Origin of the sequence: Pseudomonas sp. Pseusp3 (assembly GCF_047304225.1) — a bacterium.
In the GTDB taxonomy this organism is placed as follows: Bacteria; Pseudomonadota; Gammaproteobacteria; order Pseudomonadales; family Pseudomonadaceae; genus Aquipseudomonas; species Aquipseudomonas fluorescens_CD.
On sequence record NZ_JBGLYV010000063.1, the window covers coordinates 1 to 16957 of the forward strand.

A 16957-nucleotide genomic window follows, 5' to 3' on the forward strand; every position below is an offset into this window, starting at 1 on the left:
TGCACCTGGTGCCGGTGGCCGATGGCAGCGACATGATGGGCTCGCTGCGCAACCCGGCCGCGTTCAACAACATCTTCGGCTTCCGTCCGTCCCAGGGCCGCGTGCCCTTCGATGACAGTGCCGACCTGTTTATCGACCAACTCGGCTACGAAGGCCCCATGGCTCGCAGCGTGCGCGATGCGGCGTTGCTGCTGTCGGTGCAGGCCGGGGCCGATGCGCGGGCGCCGCTGTCGATTGCCGAGACCGGAAACGCCTTTGCGGCACCGCTGGAGCGGGACTTCAAAGGCACTCGCCTGGGCTGGCTCGGCGACTTCAACGGCTACCTGCCGATGGAAAAAGGCATCCTCTCGCTGTGCGAAACGGCCTTTGCCGATTTCGAAAGCCTGGGTTGCCATATCGAGCCCGTACAGCCGGAATTCGCGCCAGAGAAGCTGTGGAGCAGTTGGCGGACATTGCGCCACTGGATGGTCGCCGGCTCGTTGGGCGCGACCTATGCCGACCCGCAAAAGCGTGCACTGCTGAAACCGGAAGCCTGCTGGGAAGTGGAAAACGGCCTGAAACTTTCGGCCACTGACGTGTTTGCCGCGTCGGTGATGCGCAGCGACTGGTATCGGGCGATCTCCAGGCTGTTCGAAAAATACGACTACCTGCTGCTGCCGAGCGCCCAGGTATTCCCGTTCGATAAAACCCAACCGTGGCCCGCCTCCATCGAAGGCGTGAGCATGGACACCTATCACCGTTGGATGGAGGTGGTGATCCCCGGCACCTTGTCCGGCTGCCCGGTGGCTAACGTACAGGTCGGCTTCAACGCCAGCGGCCTGCCCATGGGCCTGCAAATCATCGGCAGACACCAGGCCGACTTCGCTGTCCTGCAACTGGCGCACGCGTACGAACAGGCCAGCCGCTGGTTCCAGCGCTGCCCTTCACCCCTGCTCAGAGGATAGATTTTGATAAACGGTTGAAAGCGCAGAGAAATATTTTAGATTTGTGCTTGACGCATCCCCGTTACCGGTGAATAATGCGCGCCACTTGGCTACATAGCTCAGTTGGTTAGAGCATAGCATTCATAATGCTGGGGTCCGGGGTTCAAGTCCCTGTGTAGCCACCAAGTACTAAAAACGGCTTACCGCAAGGTAAGCCGTTTTTTTATGCCTTGAAAAAAACACGCTGCGGTTGCAGGAAATCCTCAACCGCATGCGCGCATCGATCAGACGCCAATGGTCGACAATGCAGACAACGCCCGCTCCCAGATCTGCCACGTGCGCAACCAGACCATCGCCTGCCAATCGCTATCCGCCGGATAGAACTGCTCCAGCAGATTCAACTTGATCCCGCGTCCCGTTGCGTCACTTGGGTTGCCATGCAAATGCAGCCAGTGGTCATCACGCAGATGCCGGTGAACGTCCGGCCCGGGATAGGTCCCGCACTCGATGACGAAAGGCATCAGCCGTACCTGCGGCAGTGCATCGATCAACGCCTGTGAGGTATAGCCGGTGGCCGTCGCGGCCACGCCGGTTTCGCTGACAGTCTCGGCGCCGGTTTGCAGGCTGTAGAGCCATGGGCCGTAAATCGCCTGCGCATCCGCCAGCGCCGGATAGGCGGACTCGGTGATGGTCAGCAACATCGGATGACCGTACTCGCCCGCGCCGGTGTGCAAGTCGAAACACATGGCGACCTCGGCATGGCTCACGTGCTTTTGCACGATTTGGTGCAGCGTGCGGTTCGACCAGCTCGGCGCCAGCCCGCCGTAAAACAGGCCATCGGGATGAGCATGCTGACCGCCCTCGACAATCGACATCAACGCCGGCCAGCCATGCAGGCGAATCTGCTTGTCGAGCAAGGCATCGGCACGATCACGCTCCGGGCCGTGCAACTGCGGACAGGCATAGATTTCATGCAGGGCGTTGTACGCCTGGTTGTCTGGCAGCGGGCGCTGGAAGTTCAGGTGATTGCGGTTCAGGTCGATGTTGTCTTCGTTGACCCGGCGCAACCACGCCATGCCCCAAGGGTTGATGGCATGGATCATGACCACGGCGACATCCGCTGGCAGGGAACGCCTGCCCAACTCCTGCAGCCATTTGATCTGGCACCCCGAGCCGTAGAAACCTTCAACCCCGTGGGTGCCGCTCAACGCAATCAACAAGCGCCTGGCGCCCGGATCACCGAGTACCGCCACATCGGTACTCAACGATTCGCCGAACGGGCCTTTGAGCGGGTGTGGATATTCAGTCAGCGTTGCGCCTGCGGTAGTCGCGGCGGCCAGGAACTGTTCACGCTGGGTGCGATAGCCGGGCTGGGTGGGGAATTCGGTTTGCATGTCTGCCTCTTGTTGATTTTCTGGCCTGCCTGTTGGCAAAGACCCTACAGAAAATCCTGCCATTGATGAAGGACAAAAACGTCAATGCCACGGGACCTGGTTTGCGTCCCTTCCGGTCGGCCGATACAGTCCACTGATCGTAGATCCAACGGACGGAGTGCCCCACGTGTTTTCAGCCTTCCCCTTGCGCCGCTATCGCCTGCCAGCCCTGGTTCTGCTCGCCAGTGCCTTGACCCTGGCCGCATGCCACAACGCTTCGGTGCCAACATTACCGCTCGCTCCGGAAAGCGCTTCCGGGTTCCGCACCGACCTGCGCACCCAACACGCCGAAAAATACATGGCAGCGGCGGCCAACCCGCTGGCGGCCGAAGCCGGGCGGGAGATGCTGCGCCGGGGCGGCTCGGCCATCGATGCCTCGATTGCGATGCAAGCCGTGTTGACGCTGGTCGAGCCGCAGTCTTCGGGCATCGGAGGCGGCGCATTGATCGTACTCTGGGATGGCAAGGCCGTGCGCACCTACGACGGCCGTGAAACCGCCCCGGCCGGCGCCACCGAGAAGCTTTTCCTGCAGGCCAACGGACAACCGATGGGGTTTACCCAGGCACAGATCGGCGGTCGCTCGGTGGGCACGCCGGGCGTACTGCGCGCCCTCGAACTGGCCCATCAAAAGCATGGGCGCCTGCCCTGGGCGCAGCTGTTTGAACCGGCCATCCAGCTCGCCGAGCAAGGCTTCGCCATTTCGCCACGCCTGCACCAGTTGATCGCCGCAGATTCGTCCATGTCGCGCTCAGCGGAAATGATGGCTTACTTGCGCAATGCCGATGGCAGCCCGAAAGCCGTCGGCACAAACCTGAAGAACCCGCCGCTGGCCGCCGTGTTCAAACGCATCGCCCATGAAGGTCCCGATGCCCTGTACAAAGGCCCGGTCGCCGAGGAAATCGCGACCAAAGTTCAAGGTCACGCCAATCCCGGCAGCCTGTCCCTGAACGACCTCGCCCACTACCAGGCCAAGGAACGCGCTCCACTGTGTACTGACTACAAGCGCTGGCAAGTCTGCGGCATGCCGCCGCCGTCGTCGGGCGGGATCGCCGTGGCGCAGATTCTCGGCACACTGCAAGCCCTGGAGGCTCGCGACAAGCACCTGGCGCTGGCACCGCTGAAACCGGTCAAGACCACGGCCCCGGCCGGCATCGAACCCGCCCCGCAAGCCGTGCACCTGATCTCGGAAGCCGAACGCCTGGCCTACGCCGACCGCGCACAGTACGTAGCCGATACCGACTTCGTACCCGTGCCGGTCAAGGGCCTGGTGGACCCGGCCTACCTCGCCAGCCGTGCCGCCCTGATTGGCGAACGCAGCATGGGCACAGCCAAACCCGGCACCCCACCGGGCATTCAGGTGGCCTACGCGCCGGACCGTTCGCCGCTGCGGATTTCCACCTCGCAAGTGGTGGCCGTCGATGACGCAGGCGGCGCCGTGTCGATGACCACCACCATTGAGTCGGCGTTCGGCTCCCACATCATGGTTCAGGGGTTCATGCTCAATAACGAGATGACCGACTTCTCGTTCATTCCCGAGGAGAACGGGCAGAAAGTCGCCAACCGCGTCGAACCCGGCAAACGCCCGCGCTCATCCATGGCCCCGACCCTGATCTTCGATCGCCAGAGCGGCGAATTCCTCGCCACTGTCGGCTCCCCCGGCGGCTCGCAAATCATCGAATACGTCGCCAAATCCACCATCGGCCTGCTCGACTGGAACCTCGATGCACAAGCCGCCATCAACCTGCCCAACTTCGGCAGCCGCAACGGCCCCACCGAGCTGGAACAGGGACAATTCAGCCCCGCGCTGATTCAGGCGCTGAAAGACAAAGGGCATAGTGTGAGCGAAATCGACATGACCAGCGGCACCCAGGCGATTGTTCGGGTCAAGGACGCCCAGGGGAAAGCATCGCTGACCGGAGGTGCCGATCCGCGGCGTGAGGGACAAGCGTTGGGGGATTGAGTCGTACACAGGTGTGAGAAAGGGCTTACCGGTGGGTAGGCCCTTTTTATAGGTAAAGAGTCCAGGTCGCCTCTCTCCCGCTGCTTTTTCCTACCCGCAAATAATTGCGTCCTGGTTAGAGTTTCCACGCCTCCACAGACTTGCATCAGTCCCACAATGGGACTAGGATCATGCCATGAGAATCATCGCCATCAATCAGTTGAAGCAATTTTGGGAGAGATACCCGAGCGCAGAACAACCCTTGCTGGCCTGGATTGACGAGGTAAGAAATGCAGCCTGGAAAACACCTGCCGACATAAAGCTGCACTTCGCTACAGCCAGTATTCTCAAAAGCCGCAGAGTCGTGTTCAACATCAAGGGTAACGACTTCAGGCTGATAGTCGCCGTGGCTTATCGCTTTGGCGCCGTGTACATAAAATTTGTCGGCACTCACAAGCAGTACGACACGGTCGACGCTGATAACGTCGAAATGGAGTAACCCATGAACATTCACCCGATTCACACCGACGAGGATTACCGCGCCGCTCTCAAGAGCGTGTCTGCACTGTTTGAGAATGAACCTGAAATTGGCACTCCCGAGGGAGATTACTTTGACATCATGATTACGCTGATCGAGTCGTATGAGTCGAAGCACTTCCCCGTCGACTTACCCAACCCTATCGATGCGATCAAGTTCCGGATGGAGCAGTCCGGGTTGTCCGCCGCCGATCTTGCACCCGCCATCGGCCGCACAAATCGTGTTTATGAAGTACTCAATGGCAAGCGAGCGTTGACGCTTCCGATGATCTGGAAACTGCACGAGCTGTTCGGGATACCCGCCCAGAGCCTGATCAAACCGGTCAAGCACGCTTGATCAGGGTCGGCTCTTGCAAGCATACCCACCGATAATACGGGCGATGCAGAACTCCACTTACCGACTGATCTTCAACCCCTGCCGAACGTGGTGCTTCTCCAGCGCCAGCTCGATCAGTCGCGTCACCAGTTCGCTGTAGGTCATGCCGGTGGCCTGCCACAGTTTCGGATACATGCTGATGCGGGTGAAGCCGGGCAGCGAGTTGATTTCGTTGATCAGCACTTCGCCGCTGTCGGTCAGGAACACATCGACGCGGGCCAGGCCGGAACAGCCCAGTACCTGGAACGCTTCGACGGCCAGGGCGCGAATGCGTTCGCTGGCCTCGACGCTGATATTGGCCGGCACCACCACTTCAGCCGCCTTGTCGTCGATGTATTTGCTGTCGTAGGAATAGAACCCGCTATGCACCACGATCTCGCCACAGCCACTGGCGATGGCCTCTTCATTGCCGAGCACCGCGCATTCGATCTCGCGGCCGCTGACGGCAGATTCGATCAACACCTTGGTATCGAAACTTAACGCCAGTTCCACCGCAGCGGTGTATTCGACCTCGTCGGTGACCTTGCTCACGCCCACGGAGGAGCCCTGGTTCGCCGGTTTGACGAACAGCGGCAAGCCCAGCTTGCCCTGCACCTCGGCAAATCCGGTGCGGGCCGCCGTGGCGCGGGTCAATGTCACGAACGGCGTCACGGCCAGGCCGGCATCGCGCAGCAGGCGCTTGCTGACGTCCTTGTCCATGCACACGGCCGAGCCGAGTACATCGGAGCCGACAAACGGCAAATCGGCCATGCGCAGCAAGCCTTGCAGGCAACCATCTTCACCGAGGGTGCCGTGGACAATCGGGAAGATCACATCGACGTGGCCGAGCATTTCCTGGCTGGAAGTTTCCACCAGTTGCTGGCTGGCCTTACCCGGCACCACGGCCAGTTCGCGGTTGGACTGGTTGAGGGCGATCAGCGCCGGGTTTTCCTGATTCAGCAAAAAATTCGAAGGATCGTTGAGGTGCCAGTGGCCCTGTTTGTCGATGCCGATCAGCACCGGCTCGAAGCGCGAACGATCCAGCGCATCGACGATGTTTTTCGCCGATTGCAGCGACACCTCATGCTCAGCCGAACGGCCCCCGAAAATGATCCCCACGCGCAACTTGCTCATGACCTGGCCTCATCCTGACAAAAAGAAAAAACGACCTGCAGAGAATGCGTCACACAGTGCAGTATTTGCCCTTGGTTTTCTAGCGTACCTGTCGCCTTGCGATCAGAAGACAGCGAGTCGCTGACTGGGTTACCGTGCTGCGCATCGAGCTCAAGACAATCATCACCATGGCCAAGTACCCGCCTCGCACTGACTGGTTCCATCGCGCGCCCGATGTCGGTGGGCTACAGCGTTTCGAGGCGTTTTTTGCCGGCCATGGCTACGATCTTCACCGCCACGATACCTATGCCATCGGCCACACCCTGGCCGGGGTGCAGAGTTTTCAGTATCGCGGTGGCTGGCGGCACAGCCAGCCTGGCGCAACGATCGTGCTGCACCCGGACGAAGCTCACGATGGCGAGGCTGGCACCGAGTCCGGTTTCCAGTACCGGATGATGTACATCGAACCGGCGCTGATCCAGCAGATGCTCGGCGGCCAACCGCTGCCGTTCATCAAGACCGGACTGTCGAACGACCCCCGCCTGTTTGCCGCCACGGGAGCCTTGCTGCGTAGCCTTGATTGCCCGCTCGACCCACTGGAAGAACAGGATGCGCTGTTCGATCTGGCGCAAGCCTTGAGCAGCGTTTCCGGCGTGCCAACCAAACGCTCGGGTTTCGATTACGTGGCCGCGCAACGCGCGCGGGAATACATCCACAGCGCCCTCGATCGCACCGTGACACTCGATGAGCTGGCGCAACACAGTGGTCGGGATCGCTGGAGCCTGTCCCGGGATTTTCGCCTGTTGTTCGGTACCAGTCCCTATCGCTACCTGACCATGCGACGCCTGGACATGGTTCGCGCGCTGCTGACTCAGGGACAGACACTGGTCAGCGCCGCGCTGATCGCCGGCTTCACCGATCAGAGCCACATGACTCGGCAATTCAGCAAAACCTACGGCTTGCCACCGGCCCGCTGGCTGAGCCTGCAGCGGCGCTGAGCCACGCACAATCGTTCAAGAATCGCGCCGGGTGGCTGGCTATCGTGGGTTCACATACAACCGCGAGAGCTGTTCCATGAACACATATGAAAGCCTGAACTTCGCTGAAAAACTCGCCCGGATCGATACGCACTGGTCGCCCCGGGTCATCGCCGAAATGAACGACTACCAGTTCAAGGTGGTGAAACTGCTGGGGGATTTCATCTGGCACGACCACCTCGATACCGACGAAACCTTCATCGTTCTGCAAGGCCAGTTACGCATCGACTTTCGTGACGGCCATGTGCTGGTGAACGCCGGGGAAATGTATGTGGTGCCCAAAGGCGTCGAGCACAAACCCAGCGCCGGGCAGGAGGTAAAACTCCTGCTGATCGAACCCAAGGGCGTGCTCAATACCGGCCGCGAAGGTGGCGAGCGCACGGCCGAGAATGATGTCTGGATTTGAGCGCTGCCTGCCTCACGCCTGCAAGCTCTTGCCGTCCACCGGGTCACCAATGGTCAAGAAGTGCCCGCCCGCCACGTGGTGCAAGGTGCGCAAGGCGTCCTGCCCTTCGAAATGCCAGCGGCCTTCGCTGAACACGCGTTCGTCGGCCTGGGCGGCAATCACTTCGGCCAGGAACAGGTCGTACTGCTGGTGATTGTTCGGCTCCGGCAACAGGCGACATTCCAGCCAGGCCACGCAACCTTCGAGCATCGGCGCATCAACCGCCTGGCCGGCGAACGTCTGCAAGTCGTAGGTTTCAAACTTGTCGCGCCCCTGACCCTGGGTCAATTCCAGGCCGGAGGTCGAACCGACGGTCTGCACAATGTCGGCCTGGGCAGCGCAAGGAACGTTCAGCACAAAAGCGCCCGAGGCTTCCAGCAACTGGCGAGTCCAGGTGGACTTGTCCAGCACCACGGCAATTTTCGGCGGCTCGAAATCCAGCGGCATGGCCCAGGCTGCCGCCATGATATTGCGCTGGCCACCGTGGGCTGCGCTGACCAGCACGGTCGGGCCATGATTGAGCAGACGATAAGCCTTGGACAAGGGAACCGGACGGCGGTGGGAAATGCTCATGGAAGTCTGCTCCTGGGGGGAAATGAGCCGATTGTAGCGGCATCCCAAATGAAAAGATCACAGCCTGCGGCAGCTCCTACAGGATGAACGCCCATCGCCAACCGTAACTCTCAACGTGAATGCGTCGAACGCTTCCAGTTCTTCATTCGCTGCATGTCGTTGCTTTCGTTCAGTACCAAAGGAAAGCCTTCAGTCAAGCACGCTGACAACCGGAGTTTTCGCGATTCAATGCACTGGACCACTGGCCGAATCACCTCGGCTAACGATAATTGCGTCGTCATTGGTGATTGTTTGCTCAATGTTTTGACCAGTGACTCCCATCACTTGACCATCTTGTGAATACGCACCTCGACATGACCGCCGCCAAAAAAATCCATGCGATAAATACGCACCTGATCCTCGATTCGCACTGTAAATGATTCAATATGGGACAAATCCCGGATACCTACCGATTTGGGGATAAGATTTTCGATGGACACACCACCGTCATTCATGATTATCGTTGCCCCGTCCGGGCGAGTGATTTTCATGCCTCCTTCAATTTTCTCCACCACGTTGCCAGAATTCGCACTGTAACAAATAACACTGGAAAATTATCGAAATTAAATCTGTGCGCAGACTCTAACCAGATATTCATCCAGTAATCACTTCCGCACGTAAAAGCTAATAGCTATGCTTCTTTTGTTCAGCGCGCTGACGGCGTTCCAATTCAAGCGTGAGTAATAGTGTAGCGTCACTGGGACGAAACTCCATTTGTTTAGGAAGGCGGCGGGCGAAATCCGGAAGCTCACTTATTTCATAGCTCCAGTTATTTCCATAAAACCTCTTAATCAGCTCAAGTTCAGGCGTTGTGTTTCTTGACATTAAATCTTCCTCTATCGGGCGCAGTGATGGGTTGTTACTGGCTTTGCTCACTGTGAGGTCACTGGAACTGGAATTAAGCGTCCTGGCTATGCTCTCCACATGCATCAGGCATGGTTCACAGCCTTCGTTGACTCCTTTTATCCATAGTCGATAAGCATCCAACCGCCGACCCTCCATATCCGCCAGGATGCCAAGTGATTTATAAGCATTTGCATGATTTTTACTCACTGCACACTCAAGCATCAACTTGCCGATGGGCCGTAGCGCCTTCGACTGTACTACTATCGTTGATCCTACCGCTGTCATCGCGTCGACGCTTCCTCGGTCGATTGCGGCATCAAGCCAATAATACATGCCGTCGTCCTGCCTCCCGAAATAAGTTCCTATCTTGTAAGCTGCGATGGGAATCCCTTGTCCGCCGAGTTCGACGAGGCGGGCAAAGGCTTGTTTCTTCGAATCACCGGCTTTTGTATGTCGATATGACCATACGCTATCGAAGTATTTTGCTTTCCAGCTCCCAGATTTAATCGCCGTCTCTAACAAGTCTTCACGCTTCTTTCTGTGAGCAGGGTCTATAAAAAAGTTTTCAATTTGATCGGCGCGAGAAACATACTCAACGAATTTACTGAAGGTGTCGGATGCCGCGGCTTTTTCTGTAGGCGTGAAAGTTTCTTCATCACGACAGATGAAGTTTTTTCCCTGAAACGGCCTTGTCAAACTTGGATTGTCGCTGGTTTCACCCGAACTGTTTTCCCATGCGGGCGAACTATTGAATTCCTCCAGACTTTTGTTTAATGGTTGTGCCGAAACCAAGCCAGCGAAAATCAGAAGTAGAACCGTTGTGAGTGTTCGCACGAATTTTCCTTTTTCATAAAATTAATAAATATGTAGCTGTGATGATTCGAACGACATTCTGATTTAATGCAAAAATTCGGACTTTTGAGTACTTCGCCAGTTTTCTCGCGACATCAGAGCGCAACGCATCATCCGAGCAACCCCCATGTCACACCCCGCTGAGTCTTTACGACCTTTACGGACAGTGGCCACATACGCTCGCGATCGAACTCGACTTTGGCCTTCGGCATGATCTCGCCTTGTTTGAAGTAGCGAGCGGTATTCGCTTGCGCCAAGTAATAACGCCCGTGGCCGTCCCACCTGATTTTCCAGTAGCCGCTTTCCGGGCAGGCTTTGCCGCTGCCACAAGTCGGTTCCAGAAAGTGGTTTTCGCTGAACGAGGGAGAGCCCGGCATGGGTTTGCCCGTGGCAGGATCGAGCACCATGGCCTTGGCCAGTTGGTTGATTATTGCGGTGCCGGGGTTTTCTGGCGGGATGTTGGCCAGGCGTGCTTCGAGCCATTGGAGTTTGCCGTCCCAGGCGGGCAACTGGGCGGGGGGTAATGGGAGGATTTCGTTGATTTCGGGGACAACGGGGTTGGCATAGGAATAGTTGGCGAGGATTCGCCAGATTTTTCCGTAGCGCTCGGCGCGTTCGAGGTCTTCTTGTTGGCCGAGGTAATTAAGTTCATCGGAAGGGGGGGGATTGCGAAAGCCTTCTGCTAATCGAGAAGCAGAGGTGCTGTTACCAGCAGCAACGCCCATCTGTAAAACTTCCATTGCATCCGTGTATTTCTCTTCGTCCATAAGATAGATCGATAGCATGGAAGCTGCTTTACCGTGGCCCTGCTCGGCAGCGCAGCGACGCATCTGACGAGCAATGTCGGGAGCCATGTTGCTTGGCGACAGCTTGTCGCCCACATAGGCCTGGGCTTGGGCACTGCCCATATCGGCCGCCTTGCGGTAATAACGTAAGGCCATTTCCGGGTCTTCCTTAAGCCCCGCCGAACCCTGCTGCAGAAAGATCCCGATAAAGTAATAACCCGTCGCCACTCCTTCGCTGATCAGTCTCTCGCTCAAGCGCAAATGCTCATCGCCACGCAGTTGGAAATGCCCACGCATGGCACCGTTCTGCAGATTGATGTTGGCCTTGTAATGACCATTTTCGGCAGCGATGCGGTACAGCCGTTCGATCTCGGCATCGACGCTTTTATCCTCTTTGAGTTGATTGTTTTTCTGTAGCCAGCGGGCGTACTGGAACAGCACATCGGCTTCGGCGGAGGGTGCGGGAATCTGCTCGTGCTTGCAGGTGAAGGCCAGATCAGCCTTGATCTCGTTCAGTGATTTCACATGAGGGTCCTTCTTCATATAGGTAAAGGTGCTGCGGCTGTCGCAGGCCGTCAGGAGCAGGAAAGACAGCAGGAAAATTCGATGCATCAGTCGATGTTCCTCAGCGTGGCGGTGTCGTAATAGAACTCGACGAGCGGGGCGTAGGGCACTCCACCGTATTTGTCGTCCTGGAGCTTTTTGTTTTTCTCGATGATCTTCTGCCATTCGTCGAACGCCTTCGCCGGATCATCCTGCGCCCCCATCCCACCCGTATGCAGATCCCACAATCTGCGCCGTAATGCCTTCGTCACACTCGCCCATTCATGAATAATGTTCAGCTCGCTATCCACCTGCATGCTGCGGGTGTTGATGTTGGCCGAGCCCTGAGTGGTGAACACATCATCGACAATCATCAGCTTGGAATGGACGTACACCGGCATCCAGTTACCGGGCGTTGAGTCGGGAGCGACCAGTGAGCACAGGTGCACCTTCAGGCCCGTACGGCCTTCTGCCTTGACCGTGCTTTCCTTGATTACGCGGATTTGCCGATCCAACTGGTACTCCCAGTCGTCAAGCTCCCGCTGGCCGACCCGGTCACGAGGCTCGAAGGTCGGCCGGGGCGGGGCGTTTTGTTTCACTTCTTCAATGCGCTGCAGTTTGGTGACCTGGGGAATGAGTTCGCCCCGTCCCAAGCTCTGGAGCACGCGCTGAGTATTGAGCGCGCCGGGTTTTACACTGTCGTCGCCGGCATTGGTGATCACGAACAGGTGCAAGTTGCCGTAGATGCCTGGGTCGCGTCCCGCGCGAGTCTGGCCGGCGGCAACAGCCTTGATCAGCTCGGCCAATGGCGGCCAGCGAAAATACTGGTTCTCGATATAGATGAACTGGGTCGCGTTGTTGACGGCTTGCAGATACGCCCGCTCGATGTCGCGCTTCCCCTCCTGGGCCTGGGTGCGCACGATCTGCGCGATTTGCCGGGTAGTATCCGGGGTGCATTGCAGTTGCGGACCGGTCTGCATGGACTGGCGCGAGGCAATCAGGTTTTCGCCGGTTTCCTTGCGCCAGGCCTTGGCGAAGTTGTTGTGCAGGGCTTCCAGAATCGGCCCGCTAACGCGGCTGGAAATGTCCTGGCGCGGGGTCTTGCCACGCGGGCCTCTGTTGGGTGGTGGCTTACGCTCCTCGGACCGGTTCAGCGCGGAATGGTCGTCGGTGTCCCAGTACTCGTCGAGCATGTTGTGGCCCATGACGAAACCGACGGCGCGGTCCGGCAATTCAAAGTCGACCAGCACGGTTTTTTGATGGTGCGTCGCGGTCGCTGCCAGGGTAAAGCGCGTAGCGCTACTGGCCTGCGGGTCAAGACGCGCGCGCCGCACTTGATGTTCGATTTCCGCCCGCTCAGTCAGGTCGAAACCGCGACTGACAAACACCGGCAACCCCTGCGCGCCATGCTGGGCCGCTTTATCGTTCGAGACCGCGCACTCGGCAAACCACTGGCGGTCATAGTCGTATTGCGCCTGGGTGGAACTCTGCAAGGCCCGATCATTGACGCGGAACATGCCTTTGCCTGGCAAGTTGGCTTCACCCGCCATGCCTGCCGCATTGAAAGGCGCCTCCCACCCCAGTATCCGGACCTTGATGCCTTTTTTGGCCTTGGCCTTCAGTAACTCGCCGATGCACGACGCCTTGCCATCGCGGATGAAATACATCGATGGCTGGAAACCCCAGCATATGATGTCGACCGTTTCCTTGGCGTTGAAAATAGCCTCGTGAACCGCCCTGAACGCTTCTTCACCGTTGATCAACGGTTCATAGGTCGCCATGGCAGGCAGGTACTCGGTGTCCTGCACGTACCAGGGCGGGGTACAGGTCACCTCCTGGGTATGTTGGAGTGCGAGCGGTGAGACGATCTCGTACTGGCTCATGGTGTTTTCCCTTCCTGATCGCTGATTCCGTGCAGCACCGCGTCGTACAACGCGCGGTGATCGGTGTGTGAGGTGGGTTGGCTCATCTCCGAATCGGGCTTCGCGTTGTGGTTGTGCAAACCACGGTTGGCCAGATGCGCCTGCTCGGCATTGCGGTATTCGGTGGGCACCGGTATGTGGTGGGTCACGCCGTTGGCCATGACCAACCGGTAGCCCCGCGTAACAACCTGATGATCGATCAGCAGCTGCCCAGTCTTGTCCAATACGCCTCGTTTGAGTTCGGCACCGTCGGCGTAGAGCGTGTACGGCATGCCCGCCCAGGCTTGGCGGGTGGCATTGGGGGCTTGCGATACGCTGAATCGCAGCGTTTGTTTGGACAGGCTTACCGGGTAGTCCGGATGGGTGGCGGTCATGCTGGCCGGGCCGCTGTATTCGAAGTGCGCGGCCTTGACCTTGTGGTCGCCCATCGTTCCCGATTCGATACCGCCCTGCTCCAGGGTGAAGTAGCTGCCCCCGCCATTCAGAGTGATTTTCTTCTTCGCCGTGATGCGGATTTCATCCTCGGTGCTGGTGATGTCCAGGCCATGGCGGGCGAACAATTCCAATTTGTCGTTCTGCGCCTGAATCTGCACCGGCCCCTGATTGGCAATCAGCTTGATCCCCAGCTTGCGCACGAACAGGCTCAGGCCCTGGCCGACGCCGATGAACAAGCGCTTGACCACGCTGATGTCGGCTTCGCCGCCGGCGTTGAGCATCAGGTTGTGCTGCGCCGCCAGTTGCAGATGCTGGCCGCTGGTCAGGGCGATGCCCTGCGGGGCGCTGAGCAGCAGGACTGAAGACTTCAACGCTTCCAGATCTTTGCGCAGCAGTTGCAGTTGTGCCGCTACATCCGCCGGCTCGGCGCTGGCGGCCTGGGCGTCGACCGAGAGCTTTTGCAGTTGTTCGCCGGCCTGTTGCAGGCGGTCCACGGCGGCGCTCATGTCCAGCACTTGGCCTTGCGCCTTGGCCTGACTATCCGCACTGATGAACAGGCCCTTACCCGCGCGTAGCGCCCCCCAATCATCCGTGCGCAGCTCAAAGCCTTCCCCGCGCTTCTGCTTCTCGGCATTCACCAGATGCCCCAGGTTGAGCTGGCTCTTGCCGCCGTACTCGGTGCTGAGTTTGACGTGCTCCTGCCCCCGCTCGTCTTCCATGCGCAGCTTGTTGTTGGCCGGGGTGCGCAGCACGTTGCGGGTGTAGTCGCGCTTGCGCAGGGTCACGTGGTCCGGGTGTTCGCTGTCGTGCAGGGCGTGGGCGATGTACGGGCGGTCGGGGTCGCCCTGTTCGAAGGCGATGGCCACTTCGGTGCCGCAGATCAGCGGCAGGTGCAGACCGTGGGTGTCGCCGGCGTAGGGTCGGGCGAGGCGCAGCCACAGGCTTTCCTGGCCGAGTTTCCAACTGTCGCGGTCGAACAGGAAGTTGACCTTGTAGCGGCCTTGCATGTCGATCTCGGCGTATCGGTCGCGGGCTTGGCCGCTGGTGACCCGGGCCGGGACGGTGCCGGCGATTTGCGGTTTGGCCAGGATCTCTGGGCGGAAGCACAGGTATTCCGAATACGGCATGGCCTCGAACTTCGCTTCGAAGCTGGTATCGCGGGCGGCGCTCGTTGTGAGGCCAATGATCGTGCAGCGCGGGCTGAAGGCCCGGGGCGCGCCGCCGCTGATGCTCAGCACCTGGCCCGGCGCCAGGGTGGCGCTGCTGCTGGTGCCGCTCAGGAGGGTCTGCCGGTTGAGGTAGCGCTCGTGGGCCAGGCGGGCGTAAAAGTAGCCGCTGTCCGCGGGCAGCTCGTGATAGAACTGGTAGCGGTCGCCGAGCCGGGTGTAGGGCTCGGCGTAGTGATAGGCCTCGCCGTAGGTGGTCGTGGCGCCGCGGGTCTGGTCGACGTCGGCGTCGAGGTGGGCGTAGGCGTCGCGGTGCTGGTAGGCGCGGATGCTGACGTGTTTTTCCACCACCTTGTGGCGGGTCTGCAGGGCCCACACGCCGTCCTCGCCACTGGCCAGCTCGGCCGGTGGGCGGTACGGTAACTCGACGTCGAACTGGTAGCCGCGCTGGTCGTCGCAGAAATTCACCACGTCGATGTTCAGCCGTTGGTCGCTGGCGATGCAGTACCAGATGCCGACCTCGGCCAGCAGCCGGCTGATGAAGACCAGGTCGCTTTCACCGTACTGCATGACCTGTTCGCGCCGGGGGTATTCGCGCGACAGGTCGAAGACGAAGTCCTGATACGCAAACTGGTGGCGGCTGCGCAGGACGTGTTCGACGATCTCCGGGACCGACTGATGCTGGTAGATGCGGTATTGGCGGCCCCGCCCGAGCAGAGCCAGACGCGGTTGCAGGGTGACTTCGTAGCGCGCTTCGTCGGCGGAGGCGGACAGGCGCTGCAAACCGGTGATCACGCCGTGCAGGGTGCGCAGCGGTGTGATTTCAGGGATGGGCAGGCCTTTGATGACCGGTGGTTGGTTGGCGGCGTACAGGCTGAAACGCGCGTCCTTGCCGAGCAGCTGTTCGGCGGCGAGGTCCTGCTCGGTGCTGGTGAATTCGATGTGGTAGCTGAAGGGCTGGCTCAGGTGTTCCTGGCCGTCAAAGGCCAGGACGTCGAGGCGGGCGTCGAGGTCGCGGACCCAGAGTTTGTGGCGGCTGTGGTCGAAGAAGACGGGCAGAATGGTGTTCAAGTACGAACCTCCCTGGGGCATTCGGGGAGGTTTCATTTCCATCCCCGTTCAAGCGCTCGACAGCTTTCTGGAAGCTGATAAGGGTTGAAATCGGAGGCTTCCGATATGCGCGTAGGATGCGTCCGGGATGCTGGTGTGTCGGGTCTGTAGGATTTCTTCGGCGTATTTGAAGGGGGGCGAGTCGAGGGTTTTTCGATCCCTCTCGGGAGCTATTTGGCGGGCCAGTTTTTGCGTGTTTAAAAGTCCGTCAAGTTACTTCGCGAAAGCCACAGCGCCTTGCGTCGTTGCCTACAGGTACGCCAGAATCCGCCGGCTTGTGCGGTCCGGAATCGGTCGGTAACTTGAATTGGGTCACTGATGGTCAGTGATCGGGTTTAGTCGCCCGGCTAAGGTAAAGCGGTCGCACAAGCATCATCAGTCAGGTATCCACCTGCGCTTGATGGTAGCTGTGCGCTTGGCGTCTTCGGGCGCGCCGGTTTTTGCTTTCCTTGCCGGTCGACTAACTTGCGCACAGCTGCCACCCTTTCGTTTAGTCGCGAGATGGTTGCCGCCCTACTACAGAAGGGAAGCATCTATGTTCAAACCTAGTCCTAATCCGCCGGGATCTGATCCGGCATCGCCGTCCGCAAATCCTGAATCAAACAACTCCTGCGATCCCTCCAGGCGCATCCCTTCAACCGCCGACATCCGCGCCACCCCACGCAAACTCTGCACGATGTTTTTCGTCAACCCAGAGTTGGATACCGAAACCCTGCTGGCCCATGCCTGCGAGTCGCTGGCCTCAGCCAACGTCATGACCATGGATCTGGCGGATCGTACGGAGGGGACGAGTCGCAATACGCTGTTGGGGATTGCCCAAGTCATCCTGCTGGGGGAACTGGCGGTGAACCGGGCGCTGTATCGGATTGATCCGCCCGAATAGAAATCAAAAGATCGCAGCCTG

General features: G+C 59.2%; 15 protein-coding genes and 1 tRNA gene. 8 read left to right on the plus strand and 8 right to left on the minus strand.

All coding sequences use genetic code 11. The features are described from left to right. Both ACCD00_RS20380 and ACCD00_RS20385 read left to right on the plus strand, forming a co-directional pair. Nucleotides 1-944, plus strand: a 944-nt coding sequence (locus tag ACCD00_RS20380; protein WP_413427255.1) for an amidase, incomplete at its 5' end; no start/stop codon positions are given. Between the two features lie 87 nt (nt 945-1031). Beyond that, a tRNA-Met gene (locus ACCD00_RS20385) sits at nt 1032-1108 on the plus strand. Nucleotides 1109-1207: 99 nt separating this feature from the next. Here ACCD00_RS20385 and ACCD00_RS20390 read toward each other — a convergent pair. Then, nucleotides 1208-2317, minus strand: a complete 1110-nt coding sequence (locus ACCD00_RS20390; RefSeq protein WP_413427256.1) for a DUF2817 domain-containing protein — start codon at nt 2315-2317, stop codon at nt 1208-1210. Nucleotides 2318-2483: 166 nt separating this feature from the next. Between ACCD00_RS20390 and ggt the strand changes: the two genes are divergently transcribed. From ggt to ACCD00_RS20405, 3 genes are all read left to right on the plus strand, one after another. Then, nucleotides 2484-4316 (plus strand): gamma-glutamyltransferase, encoded by a 1833-nt coding sequence (gene ggt / locus ACCD00_RS20395; protein WP_413427257.1) that lies wholly within the window; start codon nt 2484-2486, stop codon nt 4314-4316. A gap of 175 nt (nt 4317-4491) precedes the next feature. After that, a complete protein-coding gene (locus tag ACCD00_RS20400) occupies nt 4492-4794 on the plus strand; it encodes a type II toxin-antitoxin system HigB family toxin (protein ID WP_090457679.1) in 303 nt (100 codons plus the stop codon). A 3-nt stretch (nt 4795-4797) separates the two neighbouring features. Further along, nucleotides 4798-5169, plus strand: coding sequence for a helix-turn-helix domain-containing protein (locus ACCD00_RS20405; RefSeq protein ID WP_413427258.1), 372 nt, complete (start codon nt 4798-4800; stop codon nt 5167-5169). A gap of 57 nt (nt 5170-5226) precedes the next feature. Here the strand turns inward: ACCD00_RS20405 and ddlA are convergent, their stop codons facing one another. Beyond that, entirely contained in the window at nt 5227-6321 is a 1095-nt protein-coding gene (gene ddlA, locus ACCD00_RS20410; protein WP_413427259.1) for a D-alanine--D-alanine ligase, read from the minus strand. 167 nt (nt 6322-6488) lie between these two features. Here ddlA and ACCD00_RS20415 point away from each other — a divergent pair, with 167 nt between their 5' ends. Both ACCD00_RS20415 and ACCD00_RS20420 read left to right on the plus strand, forming a co-directional pair. Continuing rightward, nucleotides 6489-7298 (plus strand): AraC family transcriptional regulator, encoded by an 810-nt coding sequence (locus ACCD00_RS20415; protein WP_413427280.1) that lies wholly within the window; start codon nt 6489-6491, stop codon nt 7296-7298. 76 nt (nt 7299-7374) lie between these two features. Beyond that, nucleotides 7375-7743, plus strand: a complete 369-nt coding sequence (locus ACCD00_RS20420) for a cupin domain-containing protein (protein ID WP_413427260.1) — start codon at nt 7375-7377, stop codon at nt 7741-7743. Between the two features lie 12 nt (nt 7744-7755). Here ACCD00_RS20420 and ACCD00_RS20425 read toward each other — a convergent pair whose 3' ends face one another. The 6 genes from ACCD00_RS20425 to ACCD00_RS20450 all read right to left on the minus strand — a co-directional run bounded on the left by ACCD00_RS20425 (nt 7756) and on the right by ACCD00_RS20450 (nt 16014). Beyond that, the gene (locus ACCD00_RS20425) at nt 7756-8355 is read right to left on the minus strand and encodes a flavin reductase family protein (protein WP_413427261.1); all 600 of its coding nucleotides are present in this window, start codon (nt 8353-8355) and stop codon (nt 7756-7758) included. A gap of 320 nt (nt 8356-8675) precedes the next feature. Continuing rightward, nucleotides 8676-8885: a hypothetical protein gene (locus ACCD00_RS20430; RefSeq protein ID WP_413427262.1), complete on the minus strand. Its 210-nt coding sequence runs from the start codon at nt 8883-8885 to the stop codon at nt 8676-8678. A 133-nt stretch (nt 8886-9018) separates the two neighbouring features. After that, complete coding sequence (locus ACCD00_RS20435; RefSeq protein WP_413427263.1) at nt 9019-10074, minus strand: hypothetical protein; 1056 nt, start codon at nt 10072-10074, stop codon at nt 9019-9021. Nucleotides 10075-10202: 128 nt separating this feature from the next. Next, the gene (locus tag ACCD00_RS20440; RefSeq protein ID WP_413427264.1) at nt 10203-11489 is read right to left on the minus strand and encodes a sel1 repeat family protein; all 1287 of its coding nucleotides are present in this window, start codon (nt 11487-11489) and stop codon (nt 10203-10205) included. Further along, on the minus strand, nt 11489-13303 hold the full coding sequence (locus ACCD00_RS20445; protein ID WP_413427265.1) for a phospholipase D-like domain-containing protein: 1815 nt from the start codon (nt 13301-13303) through the stop codon (nt 11489-11491). Before ACCD00_RS20445 ends, ACCD00_RS20440 begins: the two co-directional genes overlap by 1 nt. Then, nucleotides 13300-16014, minus strand: coding sequence for a type VI secretion system Vgr family protein (locus tag ACCD00_RS20450; protein WP_413427266.1), 2715 nt, complete (start codon nt 16012-16014; stop codon nt 13300-13302). The genes ACCD00_RS20445 and ACCD00_RS20450 overlap by 4 nt, the downstream gene beginning before the upstream one ends. A 574-nt stretch (nt 16015-16588) precedes the next feature. Between ACCD00_RS20450 and ACCD00_RS20455 the strand changes: the two genes are divergently transcribed. Beyond that, nucleotides 16589-16936 carry a DUF6124 family protein gene (locus tag ACCD00_RS20455; RefSeq protein WP_413427267.1) on the plus strand — a complete coding sequence of 116 codons (348 nt, stop codon included), beginning with the start codon at nt 16589-16591 and terminating at the stop codon, nt 16934-16936. Nucleotides 16937-16957: the final 21 nt, after the last annotated feature.